The organism is Prosthecobacter sp. Pr1, from assembly GCF_057652315.1.
In genome coordinates this window covers 14096-31221 of the sequence record NZ_JBYFBS010000030.1, presented here as the reverse complement: position 1 = coordinate 31221, position 17126 = coordinate 14096, and the positions used below count along the sequence as shown (strand labels likewise).

At 60.1% G+C, this 17126-nt stretch carries 21 protein-coding genes; 11 read left to right on the top strand and 10 right to left on the bottom strand.

From position 1 onward, the window contains the following. Window positions 1-6: 6 nt before the first annotated feature. Entirely contained in the window at window positions 7-1026 is a 1020-nt protein-coding gene (locus tag AC24GY_RS27995) for a murein hydrolase activator EnvC family protein (protein ID WP_487689808.1), read from the bottom strand. Then, window positions 1026-1688 (bottom strand): hypothetical protein, encoded by a 663-nt coding sequence (locus AC24GY_RS27990; RefSeq protein ID WP_487689805.1) that lies wholly within the window; start codon window positions 1686-1688, stop codon window positions 1026-1028. The genes AC24GY_RS27995 and AC24GY_RS27990 overlap by 1 nt, the downstream gene beginning before the upstream one ends. Window positions 1689-1825: 137 nt before the next feature. On the opposite strand from AC24GY_RS27990, the gene pyrR reads away from it, so the two are divergent. The 3 genes from pyrR (at window position 1826) to AC24GY_RS27975 (ending at window position 4733) form a co-directional block, all read left to right on the top strand. Further along, window positions 1826-2377: a bifunctional pyr operon transcriptional regulator/uracil phosphoribosyltransferase PyrR gene (pyrR, locus tag AC24GY_RS27985; protein ID WP_487689802.1), complete on the top strand. Its 552-nt coding sequence runs from the start codon at window positions 1826-1828 to the stop codon at window positions 2375-2377. Next, window positions 2374-3300: an aspartate carbamoyltransferase catalytic subunit gene (locus tag AC24GY_RS27980; RefSeq protein WP_487689799.1), complete on the top strand. Its 927-nt coding sequence runs from the start codon at window positions 2374-2376 to the stop codon at window positions 3298-3300. Before pyrR ends, AC24GY_RS27980 begins: the two co-directional genes overlap by 4 nt. Before the next feature lie 176 nt (window positions 3301-3476). Beyond that, a complete protein-coding gene (locus AC24GY_RS27975) occupies window positions 3477-4733 on the top strand; it encodes a PQQ-binding-like beta-propeller repeat protein (RefSeq protein WP_487689796.1) in 1257 nt (418 codons plus the stop codon). A gap of 107 nt (window positions 4734-4840) precedes the next feature. On the opposite strand, the gene AC24GY_RS27970 is transcribed toward AC24GY_RS27975, so the two are convergent. From AC24GY_RS27970 to AC24GY_RS27955, 4 genes are all read right to left on the bottom strand, one after another. After that, window positions 4841-5257, bottom strand: coding sequence for an HNH endonuclease (locus tag AC24GY_RS27970; RefSeq protein ID WP_487689794.1), 417 nt, complete (start codon window positions 5255-5257; stop codon window positions 4841-4843). Next, window positions 5250-5645 carry a hypothetical protein gene (locus AC24GY_RS27965; RefSeq protein ID WP_487689791.1) on the bottom strand — a complete coding sequence of 132 codons (396 nt, stop codon included), beginning with the start codon at window positions 5643-5645 and terminating at the stop codon, window positions 5250-5252. Before AC24GY_RS27965 ends, AC24GY_RS27970 begins: the two co-directional genes overlap by 8 nt. Window positions 5646-5846: 201 nt before the next feature. Next, window positions 5847-6215, bottom strand: a complete 369-nt coding sequence (locus tag AC24GY_RS27960) for a hypothetical protein (RefSeq protein ID WP_487689788.1) — start codon at window positions 6213-6215, stop codon at window positions 5847-5849. Window positions 6216-6275: 60 nt separating this feature from the next. Continuing rightward, window positions 6276-7298, bottom strand: coding sequence for an NAD-dependent epimerase/dehydratase family protein (locus AC24GY_RS27955; RefSeq protein WP_487689784.1), 1023 nt, complete (start codon window positions 7296-7298; stop codon window positions 6276-6278). 241 nt (window positions 7299-7539) lie between these two features. Between AC24GY_RS27955 and AC24GY_RS27950 the strand changes: the two genes are divergently transcribed. From AC24GY_RS27950 to AC24GY_RS27915, 8 genes are all read left to right on the top strand, one after another. Continuing rightward, window positions 7540-8313, top strand: a complete 774-nt coding sequence (locus tag AC24GY_RS27950) for a TerC family protein (RefSeq protein WP_422319407.1) — start codon at window positions 7540-7542, stop codon at window positions 8311-8313. 576 nt (window positions 8314-8889) lie between these two features. After that, window positions 8890-9327 (top strand): Hsp20/alpha crystallin family protein, encoded by a 438-nt coding sequence (locus AC24GY_RS27945; RefSeq protein ID WP_422321195.1) that lies wholly within the window; start codon window positions 8890-8892, stop codon window positions 9325-9327. Window positions 9328-9367: 40 nt separating this feature from the next. Then, window positions 9368-9748, top strand: coding sequence for an Hsp20/alpha crystallin family protein (locus AC24GY_RS27940; protein WP_422321196.1), 381 nt, complete (start codon window positions 9368-9370; stop codon window positions 9746-9748). A gap of 107 nt (window positions 9749-9855) precedes the next feature. After that, a complete protein-coding gene (locus tag AC24GY_RS27935) occupies window positions 9856-11241 on the top strand; it encodes an APC family permease (RefSeq protein WP_487689779.1) in 1386 nt (461 codons plus the stop codon). A 42-nt stretch (window positions 11242-11283) separates the two neighbouring features. Next, a complete protein-coding gene (locus AC24GY_RS27930; RefSeq protein ID WP_422321198.1) occupies window positions 11284-11532 on the top strand; it encodes a hypothetical protein in 249 nt (82 codons plus the stop codon). Next, the gene (locus AC24GY_RS27925) at window positions 11525-11806 is read left to right on the top strand and encodes a hypothetical protein (RefSeq protein ID WP_422321199.1); all 282 of its coding nucleotides are present in this window, start codon (window positions 11525-11527) and stop codon (window positions 11804-11806) included. The genes AC24GY_RS27930 and AC24GY_RS27925 overlap by 8 nt, the downstream gene beginning before the upstream one ends. Before the next feature lie 11 nt (window positions 11807-11817). After that, window positions 11818-12861 carry a 3-deoxy-7-phosphoheptulonate synthase gene (locus AC24GY_RS27920; RefSeq protein ID WP_487689776.1) on the top strand — a complete coding sequence of 348 codons (1044 nt, stop codon included), beginning with the start codon at window positions 11818-11820 and terminating at the stop codon, window positions 12859-12861. Window positions 12862-13056: 195 nt separating this feature from the next. Further along, on the top strand, window positions 13057-13365 hold the full coding sequence (locus tag AC24GY_RS27915; RefSeq protein WP_487689774.1) for a putative quorum-sensing-regulated virulence factor: 309 nt from the start codon (window positions 13057-13059) through the stop codon (window positions 13363-13365). Window positions 13366-13905: 540 nt separating this feature from the next. On the opposite strand, the gene AC24GY_RS27910 is transcribed toward AC24GY_RS27915, so the two are convergent. Genes AC24GY_RS27910 through dnaJ form a run of 4 tightly spaced genes read right to left on the bottom strand, consistent with a single transcriptional unit; the run spans window position 13906 to window position 17122 of the window. Next, window positions 13906-14340 (bottom strand): DUF420 domain-containing protein, encoded by a 435-nt coding sequence (locus AC24GY_RS27910; protein WP_422322678.1) that lies wholly within the window; start codon window positions 14338-14340, stop codon window positions 13906-13908. Between the two features lie 3 nt (window positions 14341-14343). Beyond that, a complete protein-coding gene (locus AC24GY_RS27905) occupies window positions 14344-15054 on the bottom strand; it encodes an SCO family protein (RefSeq protein ID WP_487689771.1) in 711 nt (236 codons plus the stop codon). Between the two features lie 10 nt (window positions 15055-15064). Next, window positions 15065-15967 (bottom strand): heme o synthase, encoded by a 903-nt coding sequence (cyoE, locus tag AC24GY_RS27900; protein WP_487689768.1) that lies wholly within the window; start codon window positions 15965-15967, stop codon window positions 15065-15067. Window positions 15968-15973: 6 nt separating this feature from the next. Beyond that, on the bottom strand, window positions 15974-17122 hold the full coding sequence (dnaJ, locus tag AC24GY_RS27895; protein ID WP_487689766.1) for a molecular chaperone DnaJ: 1149 nt from the start codon (window positions 17120-17122) through the stop codon (window positions 15974-15976). Window positions 17123-17126 lie beyond the last annotated feature (4 nt).

Genomic DNA, 17126 nt, shown 5'->3' with positions numbered 1-17126 from the left:
CTACGATCAGAACCAGCCGGTGGCGAGTTTTACAAAGCGGAGGCCTTCGGTGGTGAGCTTGCCGGTGCTGCCGCTGCCGGTGACGCAGCCACGGGTGTGAGTAAAGTGGGGGATGCCGGCGTCTTTGACCCAGGTGACGAAAGGAGCGGCAACGGATGTCGAGGAGGCTTTCACGGCGAGCGGAAGGCCCCAGCGGCTGAAGGTGACCTCCCAGCTTGCGGGTTTGCCTGAAGGACGGGGACCATCGAGCAGCCAGGGGTAGTTTTTGAGGATTTCCATCTCGGCATCTCCCGGCACGGCCACGCGGTAGCTGCTTTCCGTGGCGCGCACGGCACTGGCGGGGGTGAGGCCGGGATTTTTCTGCTGCGCGAGGTAGAGCGACTGGAGATCGAGCCCGATGAGATTCAGGCCGTTGTAGAGGCCATGATGGTTTGGAGTGGGGAAATTGGCGTTGTGCCAGGACTCAAAGCGGCTGGAGAGAAAGAGGTTCAGCTCCACATGCAGATGGGCGCGGCGCTGGTCGATGCCGCTGCCGGTGTAACCGAGAATGCCCAGTGTGGTGCCTGCCTTCACCTTCTGCCCGGCACTGACCTGAGCGGAGGCAAGATGGGCGTAGAGGGAGAAAAACGGACTGCCGCCCCAGTTGTGCTGCACCACGATGTAGCGGCCGTAGTTGCTCAGGCCGGACGAGGCGGCCACGTAAGCCACGACGCCATCGGCGATGGCACCGACTTCGTCCTGAGGATTGCTTTTGGCATCTCGCTGGAGGGGTTTGATGTCGAGGCCTTCGTGAAAGCGTGCGTAGGCGATGCGACCCCCGATATGGCGGGGATCGCGGACAAAGCCGAACTGGCCGCCCTCCCAGGGGGTGGTCTTGGCACCGTCGAAGTCGCGGTCGACGAACTGGAAGAACTCCGCAGGTGCGTCAAACAGGGCGTGGTTGGCGGTGGGCAGCCGAAGCTGCTGCGCGGGCAAGATGCCCGTGAGCAGGCCGAGCAGTGAGAATGAAAGTGCGAGACGCAACATCAGGTGCCGGGGAGTTTGTAGCCTTCGAGCGGGATGTCGTTGGTCTTGGGCTTGGGCGCCTTGGGGAGGATGCCGAGTTCTTTGTCACGTGCAGCGGCTTTTTCGGCGGCCTCCAGAGCCTTGGCATCTCTGCGAGAGTTCATTTTTTCCTTGGAGGTGGACGGCAGCATGTCGTCCATCCAGCGGGAGGAGGATTTCATGTATTTGATGCGCGGGTAAAACTTGTCCATTTCATCAATCGTCTGCTTGGAGAGTCCGCGCCAGATGGTGAAACGACCGTCGGTGATCGGCTTGTCGATCTCGATCAGGTCGATGGGCAGGCCATTGACCATGGTCAGGAAGGTCATGCCAACGTACTGACGGGAGGCGAGATCGAGGGCGGTGCGGCCCTTGGTATCGAGCTGGAGAACCACGCCGTAGCCATCGTTGTTGTCTGCTTCGAAGGGTTCAAAGCCGGAGATGCTGCGCTGGCTGAACTCGGGGACTTTTTTGAAGATCATCTGCTGGCCGGCGATGGTGACTGGCATGAGCTCGCTTTGATGTTCCAGCTGGTCCGTCTGCACGTGCGTGGTGATCAGCAATTTGTTTTCGCGGAGAATGTCACAGCTGGCCAGCAGGGCGGGGAGGGCCAGCATCAAAATGGCACGGGGGAATCTTTGCATGGGCGTATCAAATCAAATGCGCGGCTGCTTTGCAACCCTGGAGGCGTGTGGAGGGGCGAAACTTCTGTGCCGGTGCTGCCATCCCCCGATTTGACAAGACGGTGAATCGCCGGACTGTCCGCGCACCCTTTTCCACCATGCCCGGCAATGAACGTACGCTACTCACACAGGCCCAGATGGCCGCAGGGGTGCAGGCATTGACGCAAAGCATCCTGACGGCGAATCCCGGCGCGGAGAGCATCGCGCTGGTGGGTGTTTTCACCCGCGGGGTGCCGCTGGCGAAACGCATTGCTGCGGAGATCGAAAAGACTGGTGGCGTGAAGGTCTTCCTGGGCACGATCGACATCACGCAGTATCGCGATGACCTGAGCACCTTTCAGATGGTGCCGAAGCTGGAGGGGTCCGACATCGCCTTCGACATCGACGACCTCAATGTGGTGCTGTGTGATGAGGTGATCTACACCGGCCGCAGCGTGCGTGCGGCGCTGGATGAGCTGCTTAATTTTGGCCGCCCCAAACGGGTGCAGCTGGCCGTGCTGGTGGACCGTTGCGGCCGTGAATTTCCTGTGCAGCCGGATTTCTCCGCCCTCAAAGTCACCCTGGCCCCCGGAGAGCGGGTGGCGGTGCGCTTTACCGAGGTGGACGGTGAGGACGCCTGCACCGTGCAAACCCAAGCCTCACCGAGATGACCCCGCGCAAAGACCTCCTCGACATCGCCTCGCTCACGGACGCTGAAATCGCCTTCGTGCTCGACAACGCCGTGCCGTTCAAGGACCTCTTCAAGCGCAGCGTGAAGAAGGTGCCCACGCTCAAGGGGCAGACGATGCTGACGCTGTTTTACGAACCCTCCACGCGCACGCGGTCGAGCTTTGAAGTGGCGGCGAGCCGCCTCTCTGCGGACGTGACACACTTTGACATTGAGTCGAGCAGTGTGGTGAAGGGGGAGTCCATCCTGGACACGGTGGAGACGCTGGAGGCGATGCGGGTGGACTACATCGTGGTGCGGCACAAGCAGGCGGGGACGCCGAATCTCATCGCCAAGAACACGCGTGCGAGCGTCATCAATGCCGGGGACGGCTGGCACGCGCACCCCACGCAGGCGCTGCTGGATGCGTTTACGCTGCGGGAGATTCACAAAAACCTGAGCGGCTGCCGTGTTTTAATTGTGGGCGACATTCAACATTCCCGTGTGGCACGCAGCACGAGCCTGATTTTCCGCCGCCTCGGCATGGAGGTGGCCTATCTTGCCCCGGGATCCATGATGCCGCGCGAGGTGCCGGCGGAAATCCCGCAGTTTGGCAACTGGCATGATGCCTTCGAGTGGAAGCCGGATGTGATTTATCTCCTACGTGTGCAGGGCGAGCGCCTCGACGAGCCGCTGATTCCAAGCGCCGCTGAGTACCACCGTAACTATGGGCTGACGAACGAGCGGGTGGAAATTTTGCGCGAGCGCGGACTGCACCTGATGCATCCGGGGCCGGTGAACCGCGGGGTGGAGATCACGGATGCGGGGATGAATTATGAGCGGTGCCTGATCAATCAGCAGGTGGAGAATGGGATCGCGGTGAGGATGAGCGTGCTGTACTGGCTGAGGCCGGGTGCGGCGGAGTAGAATTGGAGTGGCGCGGAGAAATCTCAGGCCCGCTTTCATCTGCCTGCGGGTGCCACCTAGGATGGCGGTCGCGTCACCGGAGTTCATTGCCACGCCAAGAGAGTGCTGTGAGCCTGGGGTTTGCAAGAACCCCGGGCACCCGTCGTTCAGGCTTCAGCAGTATTGCTCCATCCAACATGCACCGCCTCCTTCTGGTCTACCTCGTCTCGTCTCTTCACGCCGCCGACTGGCCGCAGTTTCGAGGGCCCACTGGCGACGGTGTCACCACCGAAACGAACCTGCCCCTGAAGTGGAGCGAGAAGGAGAATCTGGTGTGGCGGACCGAGCTGCCGGGACCGGGTTCATCAAGCCCCATTGTGAGCGGGGAGCGAGTCTTCCTCACCAGCTACAGCGGCTATGGCGTGGACATCAAAGCGCCCGGAGACATGAGCGAGCTGACACGGCATGCCTTGTGCCTCGACAAGCGCAGCGGCAAGATTCTGTGGGACTACCCGGTGAAGACCGATCTGCCGGAAACGGCCTACAACGGCAGCTACATCACCATGCATGGTTATGCGTCAAGCTCGGCGGTCACTGATGGCAAGGGCGTGTTCTTTTTCATGGCCAACGCGGGAGTGTTTGCCTTCACGATGGACGGCAAAAAGGTGTGGGATGTGAGTGTGGGTGAAAAGCCGCATCCCTGGGGTGTGGGGACCTCGCCCATCCTGTATGGCGATCTGCTGATCGTGAACGCGGCGCTGGAGAGCAATCAACTGCTCGCCCTGGATCGCAAGACGGGCAAGACGGTCTGGAGCGCCACGGGCTTCCCGGCTTCATGGAACACGCCGACGATTGTGAAGGTGGGAGATCACGATGAACTCGTGGTGAACTCCAGCGGCAAACTGCGCGCCTTTGATCCGAAGGACGGCAAAGAACTGTGGTCCTGCGAAAGCATCAAGGCTGCTGAGCTGTGCCCGTCGGTGGTGGCGCATGATGGGGTGGTGTTTGTGCTCGGTGGCGGTGGCAAGGCCTTTGCCGTACGCGCTGGTGGCAAGGGCGATGTCACCGCGACTCACATTGTCTGGCAGGTGCAGAAGGGCTCGAACGTCGGATCACCGGTGTACCACGGGGGGCATCTCTACTTCGTCAATGACACGCGCGGCACGGCGACGTGTCTGGATGCGAAGACCGGGGAAACAGTCTATGAGCAGCCCCTGATGAAGGAGAAGCGCGACCGCTGGTATGCGACGCCGCTGCTCAGCGGCGACCGGCTGTACTATACGAGCCGCCAGTCAGGCTCCGTGGTGCTTGCGGCCAAACCGCAATTTGAGGTGCTGGCAACGAACGTGATCGCGGATGATGTGAGTGTGACGAACGCGAGCCTGGGAGTGTCGGATGGCCAGATATTCCTGCGCTCGGACAAGTATGCGTATTGTTTTGGGGCGAAGCGGTGAGAGCGGCAGTGCGATAGAACCGGGGGGCGAATGGGATCGCGGTGAGGGTGGGCCTGCTGTAGTGGCGGAGGCCGGGAAAGGTGGAGTGATCTGGTAGCGCGGACAGACTATGGGTGGACGCCGAGGGCGATCAAAGCTTCGCGCAGTCCCATCAAGCCGGGGCGATTCAACCGCAGCATTTCCGCCGTTGCTCGCCCTGTGGGTGAGATGCCGAGCAGCCGCCGCGCATCCGGCAGCCAGACAAAATGGTCATGCCACGCATGCTGGCGAGGATGGTAGAGTGGCACTATTAGTTCAGTCACGGGATCGACAGCCCGGATGCGGGTGAACTTGTGGTTGTTACAGCCCTGGCAGGAGAGAGCGAGGTTGTCAGCTGTGGATCTGCCACGCTTGCTGCGCGGGAGAATGTGTTCCACTGAAAATGACTCCGGTGCATAGGCCTCCGGAGTCATGCAGTACTCGCAACGTCCCTGGGCGCGGGTGCGGACGATTCGCCGTAGTGCCGCGCTGACATGCTCAGGCATGGGAAGTCAGAGATTTCAGCCCTAGTCGTTCCATCAATTCGGGTACCGTGATCTTGCGCAGGGCGGCGAGTCTGACCAGACTTTGCACGCGACGCGCATGCAAGGTTTCTACCAGATCCGAAAGCCGCAGAAGTTCACGATGCTCGGCAGGAGTGAGTGAGCCATTTTTGCGCTTGGTCGAGAGGCGACGGTAAGTGGTGCGTTGATCGGTGGGCAGCGTGGTATTGATCGCTTCCAGAAGTCTTGCCTCATCCGCCTTGAGAGCGCCCTTCTTGGTCGCAGCAATCATCTGAAGCTTATGCAGGACGCCTTCGATGTCCGCCACGTTCAGCTTGCCTAATTCGCGAAGAATCAGCGCGGGCGTGAGATGTGTGGCAGTCAGCGACATGGATGAAGAATGGCGTGGCAGGGTGAAAATACAAGTGGTGAACTGTACCAGCTCCGGGCCAAGCCTCGCTGAGGTATAAGAGGTGCCTCATCAACCAGCAGGGGAGGAATGGAATCGCGGTGAGGGTGAGCGTGTTCTGTATTGGCTGATGCCGGAACGGTGAAGTAGAATTTTGACGTTAGGCAAAACTACTGTCAGCGGTCACATGACCCATCCTCCAATGGGTTCGCTGTCCCATAAACCTGACCCATAAAATATTAAAATCCGGATTCCGCCTCCACCCCGAAGTGAACCGATGATGTATCCAGAGTCTGCGATCAAGACTCCCGGCAATATGGGGATACACCAGTTAACTATCGCGACCGGGCCGCCAGGCAGAAGATCCGATTGATAGGGGGCTAGTCCCAGATGTGCTCGATCAACAGCTGTTTCAGCCTCAGCTTTACGGCTTTCGTCATAAAGTGACTGCGCCTGCTTTTTCAAAGCAATAGAATGGAGACGAAAGCCACCAATCCAAGTGATGGCGTAGAGCGTGGCGATGAAGAACCAGATTTTCCGCGCAGCACTCATGCGCTCAAGTATTGGATGGGAAAGATCCCTGTCGAGTGTTGTTCGTCCTTGTTCCCGCCTTCAAAACTTCCCGTCGCGGGATTCGAAGTGGGTGGGTTTGCCGAGGGATTCGCCGCCGGTGGAGATCCATTGGGCGACCCATTCGGTGAGTTCTTCGTCGCGGATGAAGGGGATGCCGAGTTCGACGAAGCTGCGGTAGGGATTGCTGAGGAGGGCGTCGGGGGCTTCCTGGCCGGTGATCTGGACGGGTTTGCCGAAGAGTTTGCCGAAGGTATGGGCGACTTCGCGGACGCTGAGGGTGGCGGTGCCGGTGAGGTTGACGACCCAGGCGGGGCTGCGGGCTTTGACGAGGCTGAGGAGGGAGAGGGCGTTGGCATCGCCCTGCCAGATGGTGTTGAAATAACCCATGGTGACGTCCACGGGCTCGCCGTTCCAGACCTGGCGGGCGATGTCGACCAAAACGCCGTAGCGGAGATCGCAGGCGTAGTTGAGGCGGATGAGGGAGACGGGGGTGCCGCGGGTCTGGCTGAAGTACTCGAAGATGCGCTCGCGGCCCAGGCAGCTCATGGCGTATTCGCCTTTGGGATTGAGTGCGTCTTCTTCGCGGCTGCCACCGCGCTCCACGGGGACGAGGCCATAGACATTGCCGGTGGAAAAGGCGGCGATGCGGCTGCGGTGGTAGCGCTCGCACACGAGGCCGGGGAGCCAGGCGTTCATGGCCCAGGTCATGGATTCCTGGCCGGTGGAGCCGAATTTCATGCCTGCCATGTAGATGACGTTGGGCGCATGCGGGAGGTAGGCGACGGCGTTGGCGGAGAGGAGGTCGGTGGCGATGACCTCGATGCCATGCTGCTGGAATTCCTCCGCTGATCCCGGCGAGCTGAAGCGTGAGACGGTGATGACGCGGCGCGGTGTGCGTGATTCGTCGCTGGCGCGTTTGGCCATGCGTGCGAGGGAGGGGCCCATTTTGCCTGCGGCGCCGAGGATGATGATGTCGCCGGGGAGCTGGCTCATCATTTCAATGACGGCAGGTGTCGGGCGGCTGAGGCGTTCTTCGAGATCTGCGAGGCTGGCGGGCGGCATGGGCGCATCTATGAACGGGTTTTCGATATTGGAAAATTTTTTACTGCATGAGGTGGCGAGAGGTGGGGCCTGTGATTGAAGCTGCTGGTTCTGGTGCGGCTCTTCGTGTGGAGGACAAAAGTGACGTAAGTGACCCAAAGGACGTGGGATTCGGTGGCTGCCAGACATGCGGGCCTGCGTGCCGCAGCAAATTCATCGTGGAGTTTGCTGATGCGGTATTTTCCGCTAGGGTCGCGGCCCGATGATTGCCAACGCTGCCGCTGCTGTAACCGCCAATTTGAACGTGCTCGACTTTTCCTGGGTTGCGAATCCGGAGGCGTGGATCGCGGTGCTGACGCTGTGCGTGCTGGAGATTGTGCTGGGGATCGACAACATTGTGTTCATCTCGATCCTTGTGGACAAACTGCCGGCGGCGGACCGTCCGCGCGGACGCTTCATAGGTCTGGGACTGGCGATGCTGACGCGCATCCTGCTGCTGCTCTCCATCACCTGGGTGATGTCGCTGACGACGCCGCTGTTTACGGTGCTGGAGCATTCGATCACCGGGAAGGATCTGGTGCTGATCTTTGGCGGCCTGTTCCTGATCTACAAGAGCACGCATGAGATTCATGAAAAACTCGAAGGCGACCCTGAAGGAGAGGTGAGAAAAAGTGTGGGCAAAGGAGCCGCATTTGGCGCGGTGATGGTGCAGATCGCGCTGCTGGACATTGTGTTTTCGCTCGATTCGGTGATCACCGCTGTGGGCATGGTGAAGCATATTTCCATCATGGTGACGGCGGTGCTGATCTCCGTGGGATTCATGATGGTGTTTGCCAGAGCGGTGGGTGAGTTCGTGACACGGCATCCGACGGTGAAGATGCTGGCGCTGAGCTTTCTGATTCTCATCGGCACGGCCTTGATTGGTGAAGGGCTTCATTTCGAGATTCCGAAGGGCTACATTTATTTCGCCATGGGCTTTTCGATGATGGTGGAGATGCTGAACCTGAAGGCCAAGAAGAAAGCAGCCAAGGCGTAGGGCGGTTCTTAAAACGCCTGTCACAATGTCCGGCGGCGGAGACGCTTAAGGACATTGATCGTGACTTTTTGGTGCAGGCGGGACTCTTCTTGTGGGGCGGAGCTCATTGCAGACGCTGCTGTTGAGTACAAGATGCGGCGGAGTGCTGGGTTTGCTTCCCGGACTGATGGTGCATCACCCAGGGTCAGCCTCGCTGAGGCTCGGCTGACCCTGGGCTCAACTCCGCAGCCCCGTTGGGGCTGGTGTGTCGCGGAGTGGAGTGGGGAAAGATTGCGACAGTCAGAAGAGAAAACTCAGGGCGCAGTGGTGTCAAAGTGAGCGAAACATGGGTGAAATGAGTGCCATTGAGGCCCGTCATTTTGAGGACTGGTTTGAATTGGCAAAAATGTCTCACTGGAGAGACAGGACGTGCCGTTTATGGCACATCTTGAGGGCGGGTGGGAAGAGTGTGAATTGGTTTAGATAATTGATTTGCAATGAGTTGATTGGAGGAAGGGGTGTCTGGCACGGCTGATGCACGGGTATGAGGTGGAAAGAATCTTCCGACTCAAAAACTCAAACCAAACCACCCAAGCTATGAAACTCATCCGAACCAACCCCTTCAGCCTCAACCGCGTTTCCGACTTCGACGAATGGTTCCGCCATCCGCTGGCCGGACTGCCATCCTTGAGCAGCTTCATCAACAACCTTGGTGAGGTTTTCCCCGGCGTGGCCGGTGACAAGCTGGCCGTGGACGTGCATGAAGACAAAGACAACTACTTCGCCAGCTTTGAAGTGCCGGGCGTGAAGAAGGAGGATGTCAAAATCGAGCTGAACAACGGCATGCTGACCGTCTCTGCTGAAAAGCGTGAGAAGGACGGCGAGAAGGAAAGCTCCTACAGCCTCACCCGCTCGGTGTCCGTGCCAGAAATCGTCAACGCAGACGCCATCGTCGCGAAGCTCGAAGACGGCATCCTGACGGTGACCCTGCCGAAGCAGGAACGCAGCAAGCCACGCACCATCACGCTGAACTGATCTGATCCACACCCATCCCAAAATCCATTCTTAACAAATCATGAACACTACCTGCTCCCCCCGAACCAGCGCTCCCGCCACCTCCGGTGTCACCGAATCCCTGCGCAAACCGCTCTACAACGTCAATGGCAATGCCGAAGCGTTTGAAATCCGCGTCGAACTGCCGGGCGTGCCGAAGAGCAATGTGAAGCTCGACCTTGAGCAAAACATCCTCACGGTGCGCGGTGAACGCAGCACGACCGTGCCGGAAGGCATGAAGGCGCTCCATCGCGAGCTGTCGCCGCTCAGCTACCTGCTCCGACTGCGTCTCAACGCACCTGTGAGCGAGGACCAGATGACGGCGAAGCTGGAAGATGGCGTGCTCACGCTGCGCCTGCCGCTCAAGGAAGTGGCGAAGCCGCGCCAGATCCCGGTGCTGTAAACTGACCTGTGTGTTAACCTCGTGCGCCGCTCTCATCGCTCAAAGACGCGATGGGGGCGGCTGCTTTTTATCTTCCAGCGCGGCATGATCTCGGCTAGTAGCAGGGCATGGAACCCGCCGCGCTTTCTTCAAAGACCGACTCACCGCCCTCTCTGCAGCAAACCATCGGTGGCTGGCAGGTGATGTTTTATGGGCTGGGGTCCATGCTGGGAGCGGGCATTTATGCGCTGATCGGGCGCGCGGCGGATTCCTTGGGGAATGCGGTGTGGCTGGCGTTTTTGACGGCGATGATCGCGGCCATGCTCACGGGGCTGTCTTATGCGTGTGTGGGCAGCCGCTATGCAAGAGCCGGGGGCGCGGCCTATGTGACGCAGCATGGCCTGCGCAAGCCGCTGCTGAGCTACGTGGTGGGAATCGCGGTGATGATGAGCGGTCTAACCAGCATGGCGACCGGATCCCAGGCGATCGCGGAACAGTTGGAGAAGGCGTTTGGGTTTGCGCTGGACATCAAGCTGGTGGCCATCGGGATCGTGTTTCTCGTGGGGTGCGTGATTTATCGCGGCCTGCGTGAAAGCATGTGGCTGAATGTGCTTTGCACGGTGGTGGAAGCTTCGGGCCTGCTCTTTATCATCGCGGTGGGCGCCCGGTACTGGGGCGGCGTGAACTATCTGGAAACGGCCAAAGACACGGTGGCTGGCGGGGCGGGCTCCGGCATCACGCTGGCGCTGGTGATGCAGGGGGCGGTGCTGACGTTTTTCTCGTTCATCGGTTTTGAGGACATCCTGAATGTGAGTGAGGAGGTCAAAAACCCGCGGAAGAATGTGCCGTTTGGCCTGATCGGCGCGATGATTTTGGCGACGCTTATTTACATGGCGGTGGCGATCACTGCGGTCTCGGTGGTGCCGTGGCGTGAACTAGCCGCGAGCAAAACACCGCTGATGGATGTGGCGCATCGGGCCGCGCCCTGGCTGGGAGGCATCGACAAGTTGTACCTGGGCATCACGATTTTCGCGATCGGCAACACGGCGCTGCTGAACTACATCATGGGATCGCGCCTGCTGTATGGCATGAGCCGGCAGGGGCTGCTGCCCGCTGTTTTGGGCCGTGTGCATCCCAAGCGGCACACGCCGCATGTGGCGGTGTTTGTGCTGTTTGGCATTGTTTCTGTGCTGATCCTCAGCGGTGGTGTGAAACAAATGGCGGAATCTACGGTGCTGCTGCTGCTGGCGGTCTTTACCGTGGTGAACATCGCCCTGGTGGTGCTGAAGCGCCGCCCGGGAGAGCCGCAGGGAGGGTTTGAGCCACCCATGTTCGTGCCGGTGTTGGGAGCTCTGACCTGCGCCTCGCTGATCTACACGCGCATTCACAGCGCTGTCACAAGCCCTGACGCTTCCATGCAGATCGCGCCGTTGATTGCGGGAGGGATCATTGTGATCAGCGTGGTGCTGTACGCGGTGCTGAAGCCGAAGAATCCGGTGGTGCAGGAAAATTGAAGAAGGGTTGCCAAATCCAGAGCGGAAAACTAAACTGCCACCATGTCCAAGCTCGCTGAAATCCAGGCCGCCGTGGAGAGCCTCAGCCTCGAAGAGATGAACGCCTTCGAGCACTGGTGGCATTCGCAGCCCGGCAAACCCGGTGCGAGGCTTAAAAAGCTCGTTTCAGATGCCTGGGCGGGCCAGTCCGAGGTGCCGCGACAAGTGACCAATGTTTCTGACGAAACGCTGACGGACCGCGCCATCGAACGTTCGCGTGAACTCATCCGGGAACGCGGCTGGCATGTCTAACCTCTACACACTGCGAGAAAGCGAGTTTTATGCGTGGCAGGTGGCGCGGCTGGGGAGCAGCGAGCGAATGGATGATGTGCTCGCCGGTCTTCTCTGGGCCATCGCACGGCTGGCGGATGATTTTCCGCTGGTTCCAGACACCGAAAAACTACGTGTGGCCGAGTCCACGCGGTTTCTGCACGATGACGGCACGCCGCTTCGCCTGCGGATCTGGTTTGTCGTCGCCAGCGAGAACGAGGTGGATCTGCTTGCCATTGAGGCTGAGCCGAGTTGAAGAATATGACCATGAGCCAGACTGCCAACCTCCACATTGCCTCCAACGTTCCGCTGCCTTCACCGCGCAGCCTGATGAGCGAGATCGCGCCGACTGACGCGCAAACCGCTTTTGTAGCGAAATCACGGCAGGAGATTCGGGACATTCTGTTTGGCCGTGATTCGCGCTTCCTTGTGATTCTTGGTCCGTGCTCGATTCATGATCCTGAGGCGGGGCTGGAGTATGCGCGGAAGCTGGCGGCGCTGGCGGAGGAGCTGAAGGACCGGCTTTGCATCGTGATGCGTGTGTATTTTGAAAAGCCGCGCACGACGGTGGGCTGGAAGGGGCTGATCATGGATCCGCATCTGGACGGGAGCTGTGACATCCCGGCGGGTTTGCGACTGGCGCGGAAGATTTTGCGGGATGTGCTGGATCTCGGGATGCCGACGGCGACGGAGCTGCTGGACCCGATCACGCCGCAGTACATTGCGGATTTGATCAGCTGGAGTGCGATCGGCGCACGCACGACAGAATCGCAGACGCACCGGCAGATGGCGTCGGGTTTATCGATGCCGCTGGGTTTCAAGAACGGGACGTTTGGGCACATCATGCCGGCGATCAATGCGATCAAGGCGGCGATGCAGCCGCAGACTTTTCTGGGGGTGAGCGAGGATGGCGTGGCTTCTGCGGTGACGACGAGTGGCAACCCGGACTGCCACATCATCTTGCGCGGGGGAGAAGACGGCCCGAACTATGGTGCGGATGATGTGAGGGAGACGATTGACGGGCTGGAGTCTGCGAAGCTCAAGGCGGCGATCATGATCGACGCGAGCCATGGGAACTGTGCGAAGGACCACCGCCGGATGCCGGATGTGTTTCGTGAAATTGTGAGGCAGCGTGTGGCGGGGCAGAAGGCCATCATTGGCGCGATGCTGGAGAGCAACCTTGTGGGTGGCAGCCAGAAGTTTCCGCAACCGCTGGATCAGCTGGTGCGAGGGCAGTCGATCACGGATGCGTGCATTGACTGGGAGATGACGGAGGCGCTGCTGCGCGAGGCGTATGCGGGGCTGAAGTGAGGGAGGGGTGAGTTTGTGGACGTTCGCCCGGAACCGCCTAAAGGCGGGACTACAATACGTGCGCTGGGTCTGCGGTGTCTTGGGGCGAAGGAAATCGTGCGCTGATCAAGGGTGGCTTGATATTGCTCGGCGATTTCAGGCTTCGTCGTGGGGAATTCTGGTTTCGTGGTTTCTGGCCACGGGTATTGTGTGCGCATGGACGACCTTGCTGCACGGATGCGCGCTGATCTGGAAGAGATCGGGCGGACGTTCATGCCGTTTGGGAAGTATGGGCCGCAGCATTTTCCGCCGAACGGGGTGCCAATCTATGACATTCCGGCGGAGTATCTGGGGTGGTTTGCGAACAAGGCGGGTTTTCCGAAAGGACGATTGGGAGTCCTCTTGCAGATGGTGCACCAGATGAAGGCGGATGGGTCCGACGTGGTGTTTGATGTGTTCCGGAAGAAGTACGGACGCACGGACCTCAAGCCGGCGAAGCGGAAGTCGTGGAAGTTTGAGGAGTGAGGGCGGCGGGCGAGGGAGGATGCGTTGTTTGCATGTCGAAGGGACGTTCGGTTTTGCCGCGGAGGGGCGGAGAGGCAGAGGGGGCAGAAGATGGATTTAATTTCCTGCTGCCTTTGCGGTAAGCTGGAACGCCTTGAAGCTCGGCACCAAGGGGCGAGTTTTGCGGACGGCTATCGGGGGGCTGAGGGAGCGCTGATTTTCGGCAAAGGAATGATTTGGCAAAGGAATGTCCGGAGATTGGAGGCGCTGATTTTGCACCGTGAGGTGTGCAGCGTGGAACCTCGAAACGAAGGGGACGGCCCACGGAACACGCGGAATACACGGAAAACCAGACCGAAGCCCAAGCGTGCTGGAAATGGACAACCGCAGAGGTGGGACGGGCGCAGAGATTGATCCAGAGTTCTCTTATCGGTGGTTTGGAACTTCGAAAATCAACAATCGATTGTTCGACAATCTTCAATTTTCTGGAATCGGAGCCCCCTGGGTGTGCGCGATTGAGGATTGATGAGCAGGGATTGCTGATTGAAGAGGTTCCTCCCCCTATGCCCGGATGGGCGGGCCGTACCAGACGTAGCACATGAGATAGACGATGATGCCGGTGACGGAGACGTAGAGCCAGACGGGGACGGTCCATTTGGCCATGCGCTTGTGCTTGTCGAAGCGGCTGCGCAGGGCGGGGACGACGGTCATGATGATCATCGGCAGGCTAAGCACAGCGAGCGGGATGTGCGTGAAGAGGATGGTGAAGTAGATCGGACGGGTGAGGCCGGTGCCGGCGAACTTCACGTGGCCTGCGTGGTAATGATAATAGAGGTAGCAGCCGAGGAACGCGGTGGAGAACAGCAGGGCGATGATCATGCTGACGATGTGCGGCTTCTTGTGGCCGAGCTTGATCATCGTCAGACCGAGGATGATGTGCAGCAGCGCGCAGCCGTTGAAAATCGTGTAGAGCTTGGGGAGTTCGGTGACGTCCATGGTTTATTTCGAGGCAGCGGGTACGTAAGGGGCCTTTTTCTGTTCGTTGAGAAGGTAGTGGAGGTCTTTGCGCAATTTTTCATCCCAGAATTTGGCGAATTCGGGGTCGGGATTCAGGATGTCCGCCAGACTGCGCACGTGACCGCGGTGGTCGATGACGGCGACGCGGAGGTCGTGGATGTATTTGTCATCCGGGGAGAGGCGGTCGGCCTCGGGCATGTCCTGCACGGGGCGGAACTGGGCCTGGCTGGTCATGAACTTGCGCACGGCGTCTTTCTCGCCGTTCACGAACCACCAGTTGGCGTCGTCCTTGATGCCGAGGCCGCTGGCGAATTTTTTCATCATCTCCGGTGTGTCATCGGCATCGAGGGTGAAGCTGACGAACTGGAGGCCGGGCTCATTGGCAAATTCCGCCTGCAGTTTCTTGAGCTTGGCGATGACGGCAGCGCAGCCACGGGGGCAGCGGGTGAAAACCCAGGAGATGACGAGGACCTTGCCTTTCAAATCTTCGAGATGGACGGTCTTGCCGCTGCGCTCGGTGAGTTCGAGGTCTTTTTCGAGGCGGCCAAGGATCGGAGGGCGGTTCACGTCGTTGTCGATGCGTGAGCGGTAGATGAGGTAGTTGTAAAAGACGACGAGGCCGAGGACGGCGATGATGACGGGCACCCAGATGGTCCAGGGGCTGAGCTTGGCTTTGGCGGGGGAATCGTTCATGGCGGTGCAGTTACGCGTGTTTCCAGGCGATGATGGATACGGTCAGAATGCCCGGGAGATACATCAGCGTGCAGAAGAAAAGTTTGCGGGCGGTCACGCGTTCCGGCTGGCGATTGAAGCGAAGCGCCAGCACGCAGAGCCAGCCGCTGAGGAGGAGGGCGGGGGGCAGAAACCACCAAGCATAGGCAGCGCCGGCATAGACGGGATAGAACATCAGCAGCACGGTGCTGACGGCGTAGGCGAGGGCGTGCTGCGAGGTGCGCGCGCCGTGTTCGTCGTCGTTGGCGAGCATGACGAAGCCGCCTTTGCGGTACTCATCGCGATACATCCAGTTGATGGCGAGGAAATGCGGGAGCTGCCAGAGGAAGAGGAGGAGGAAGAGGTAGATGGCGCCCGGCTCGACCATGAGTTCCCAGCGGAAATGGGGCGCGGTACCCGCAGGCAGCGGCCCGGCGGCACCCGCCCAGCCGATGAGCGGTGGCAGCGCGCCGGAGACGGCGCCGACGAGGGTGTTGGTGGCGCTTTGACGCTTGAGCGGGGTGTAGATGAAGAGATAAACCGCGAGTGTGAGCGCGGTGAGGGCTGCGGCCTCCATGTTCACCTGGATGGTGAGATGGATGAGCGCCCAGGCGCTGAGCAGCCAGCCGATGCCGAATGCGGCGGACGGGCTCACGCGCCCGGAGGGCAGGGGACGGTCCAAAGTGCGCTGCATGCGCGAATCGGGCTCGATCTCCATGAGCTGATTGAACACGGCGGCACCGAATGCAGCGAGGGTGCTGCCGATAATGGTGTGAAAGAGCAGCCAGAAGTCGAAGCCTTTGGGCGCACGCAGCCAGAAGCCCACAAACGTGGTGACGATGACGAGCGCACTGAGGCGGAATTTCGTCAGGGTCAGCAGGTCGCGGGTTGTCATGAGCGGTTAGCGGAAAAACTTTTTCGCCTTCTCGAAGAAGGTCTCTTCCATGGGAGAGGTTTGTTCACCGAGGGATTTGGCGAATTCGTCGAGTTTGCTGCGCTGCTCGGCATTGAGCTTGGTGGGCACGGCGATTTGCACGTGGACGTAGAGATCGCCGAAGCGGTCTTCGCCCAAGATTTTCATGCCTTTGCCGCGCAGGCGGAAGGTGGTGCCGTTTTGGGTGCCCGCAGGCACTTTGACGGAAGCCTTGGCCTCCATGGTGGGAACGGTGAGTTCGCCACCGAGGGCTGCGGTACCAAAGGAAAGCGGGATGTCGCAGTGGAGGTCGTTTCCTTCGCGCTCGAAGATTTCGTGGGCTCTGACCTGCACGACGATGTACAGATCGCCGGGAGGGCCGTTTTTCACGCCGAGATCCCCGTTGCCGGTGGAGCGGAGGCGGGAGCCGTCTTCGATGCCTGCAGGCACTTTGACGCGGACTTTGGTGCGTTCCTTGGAGCGACCGGTGCCGCTGCAATTGCGGCAGGGGTCGCTGATCATTTCACCACTGCCACTGCAATCCGGGCAGGTCTGCTGGATCTGGAAGAAGCCACGTGAACTGATGACCTGGCCGACGCCGCCGCAGGTGCGGCAGGTTTTTTTACCGCCGCCGCTGGCCGAGCCGGAGCCGGAGCAGACTTTGCAGGAGGCGCTGCGTTCGTACTCAATCTCACGCTCCACGCCATGCGCGGCGTCTTCGAGGGAGATTTCCATGCCGTAGCGCAGGTCGCTGCCGCGCTGCGGGCCGTCGCGACGACGACCGCCGCCGCCACCACCGCCGCCACCGAAGAACTGCTCAAAGATACCGCCGCCACCGCCGCCGCCGAAGACTTCACGGAAAATGTCGAAGGGATCGTGACCACCGGCGGAAGGCCCGCCCATGCCACCGGCGAAGGCGGCATGGCCGTAGCGGTCGTACGCAGCGCGTTTTTGTTCGTCGCTGAGGACGTCGTAGGCTTCGCCCACTTCCTTGAACTTGCCTTCGGCCGACTTGTCGTCCGGGTTTTTGTCGGGGTGAAACTTCACCGCGAGCTTGCGGTAGGCTTTCTTCAACTCCTCGGCCGAGACGTCACGGGAGACGCCTAGGACTTCGTAATAATCGCGTTTATCGGCCATAGCT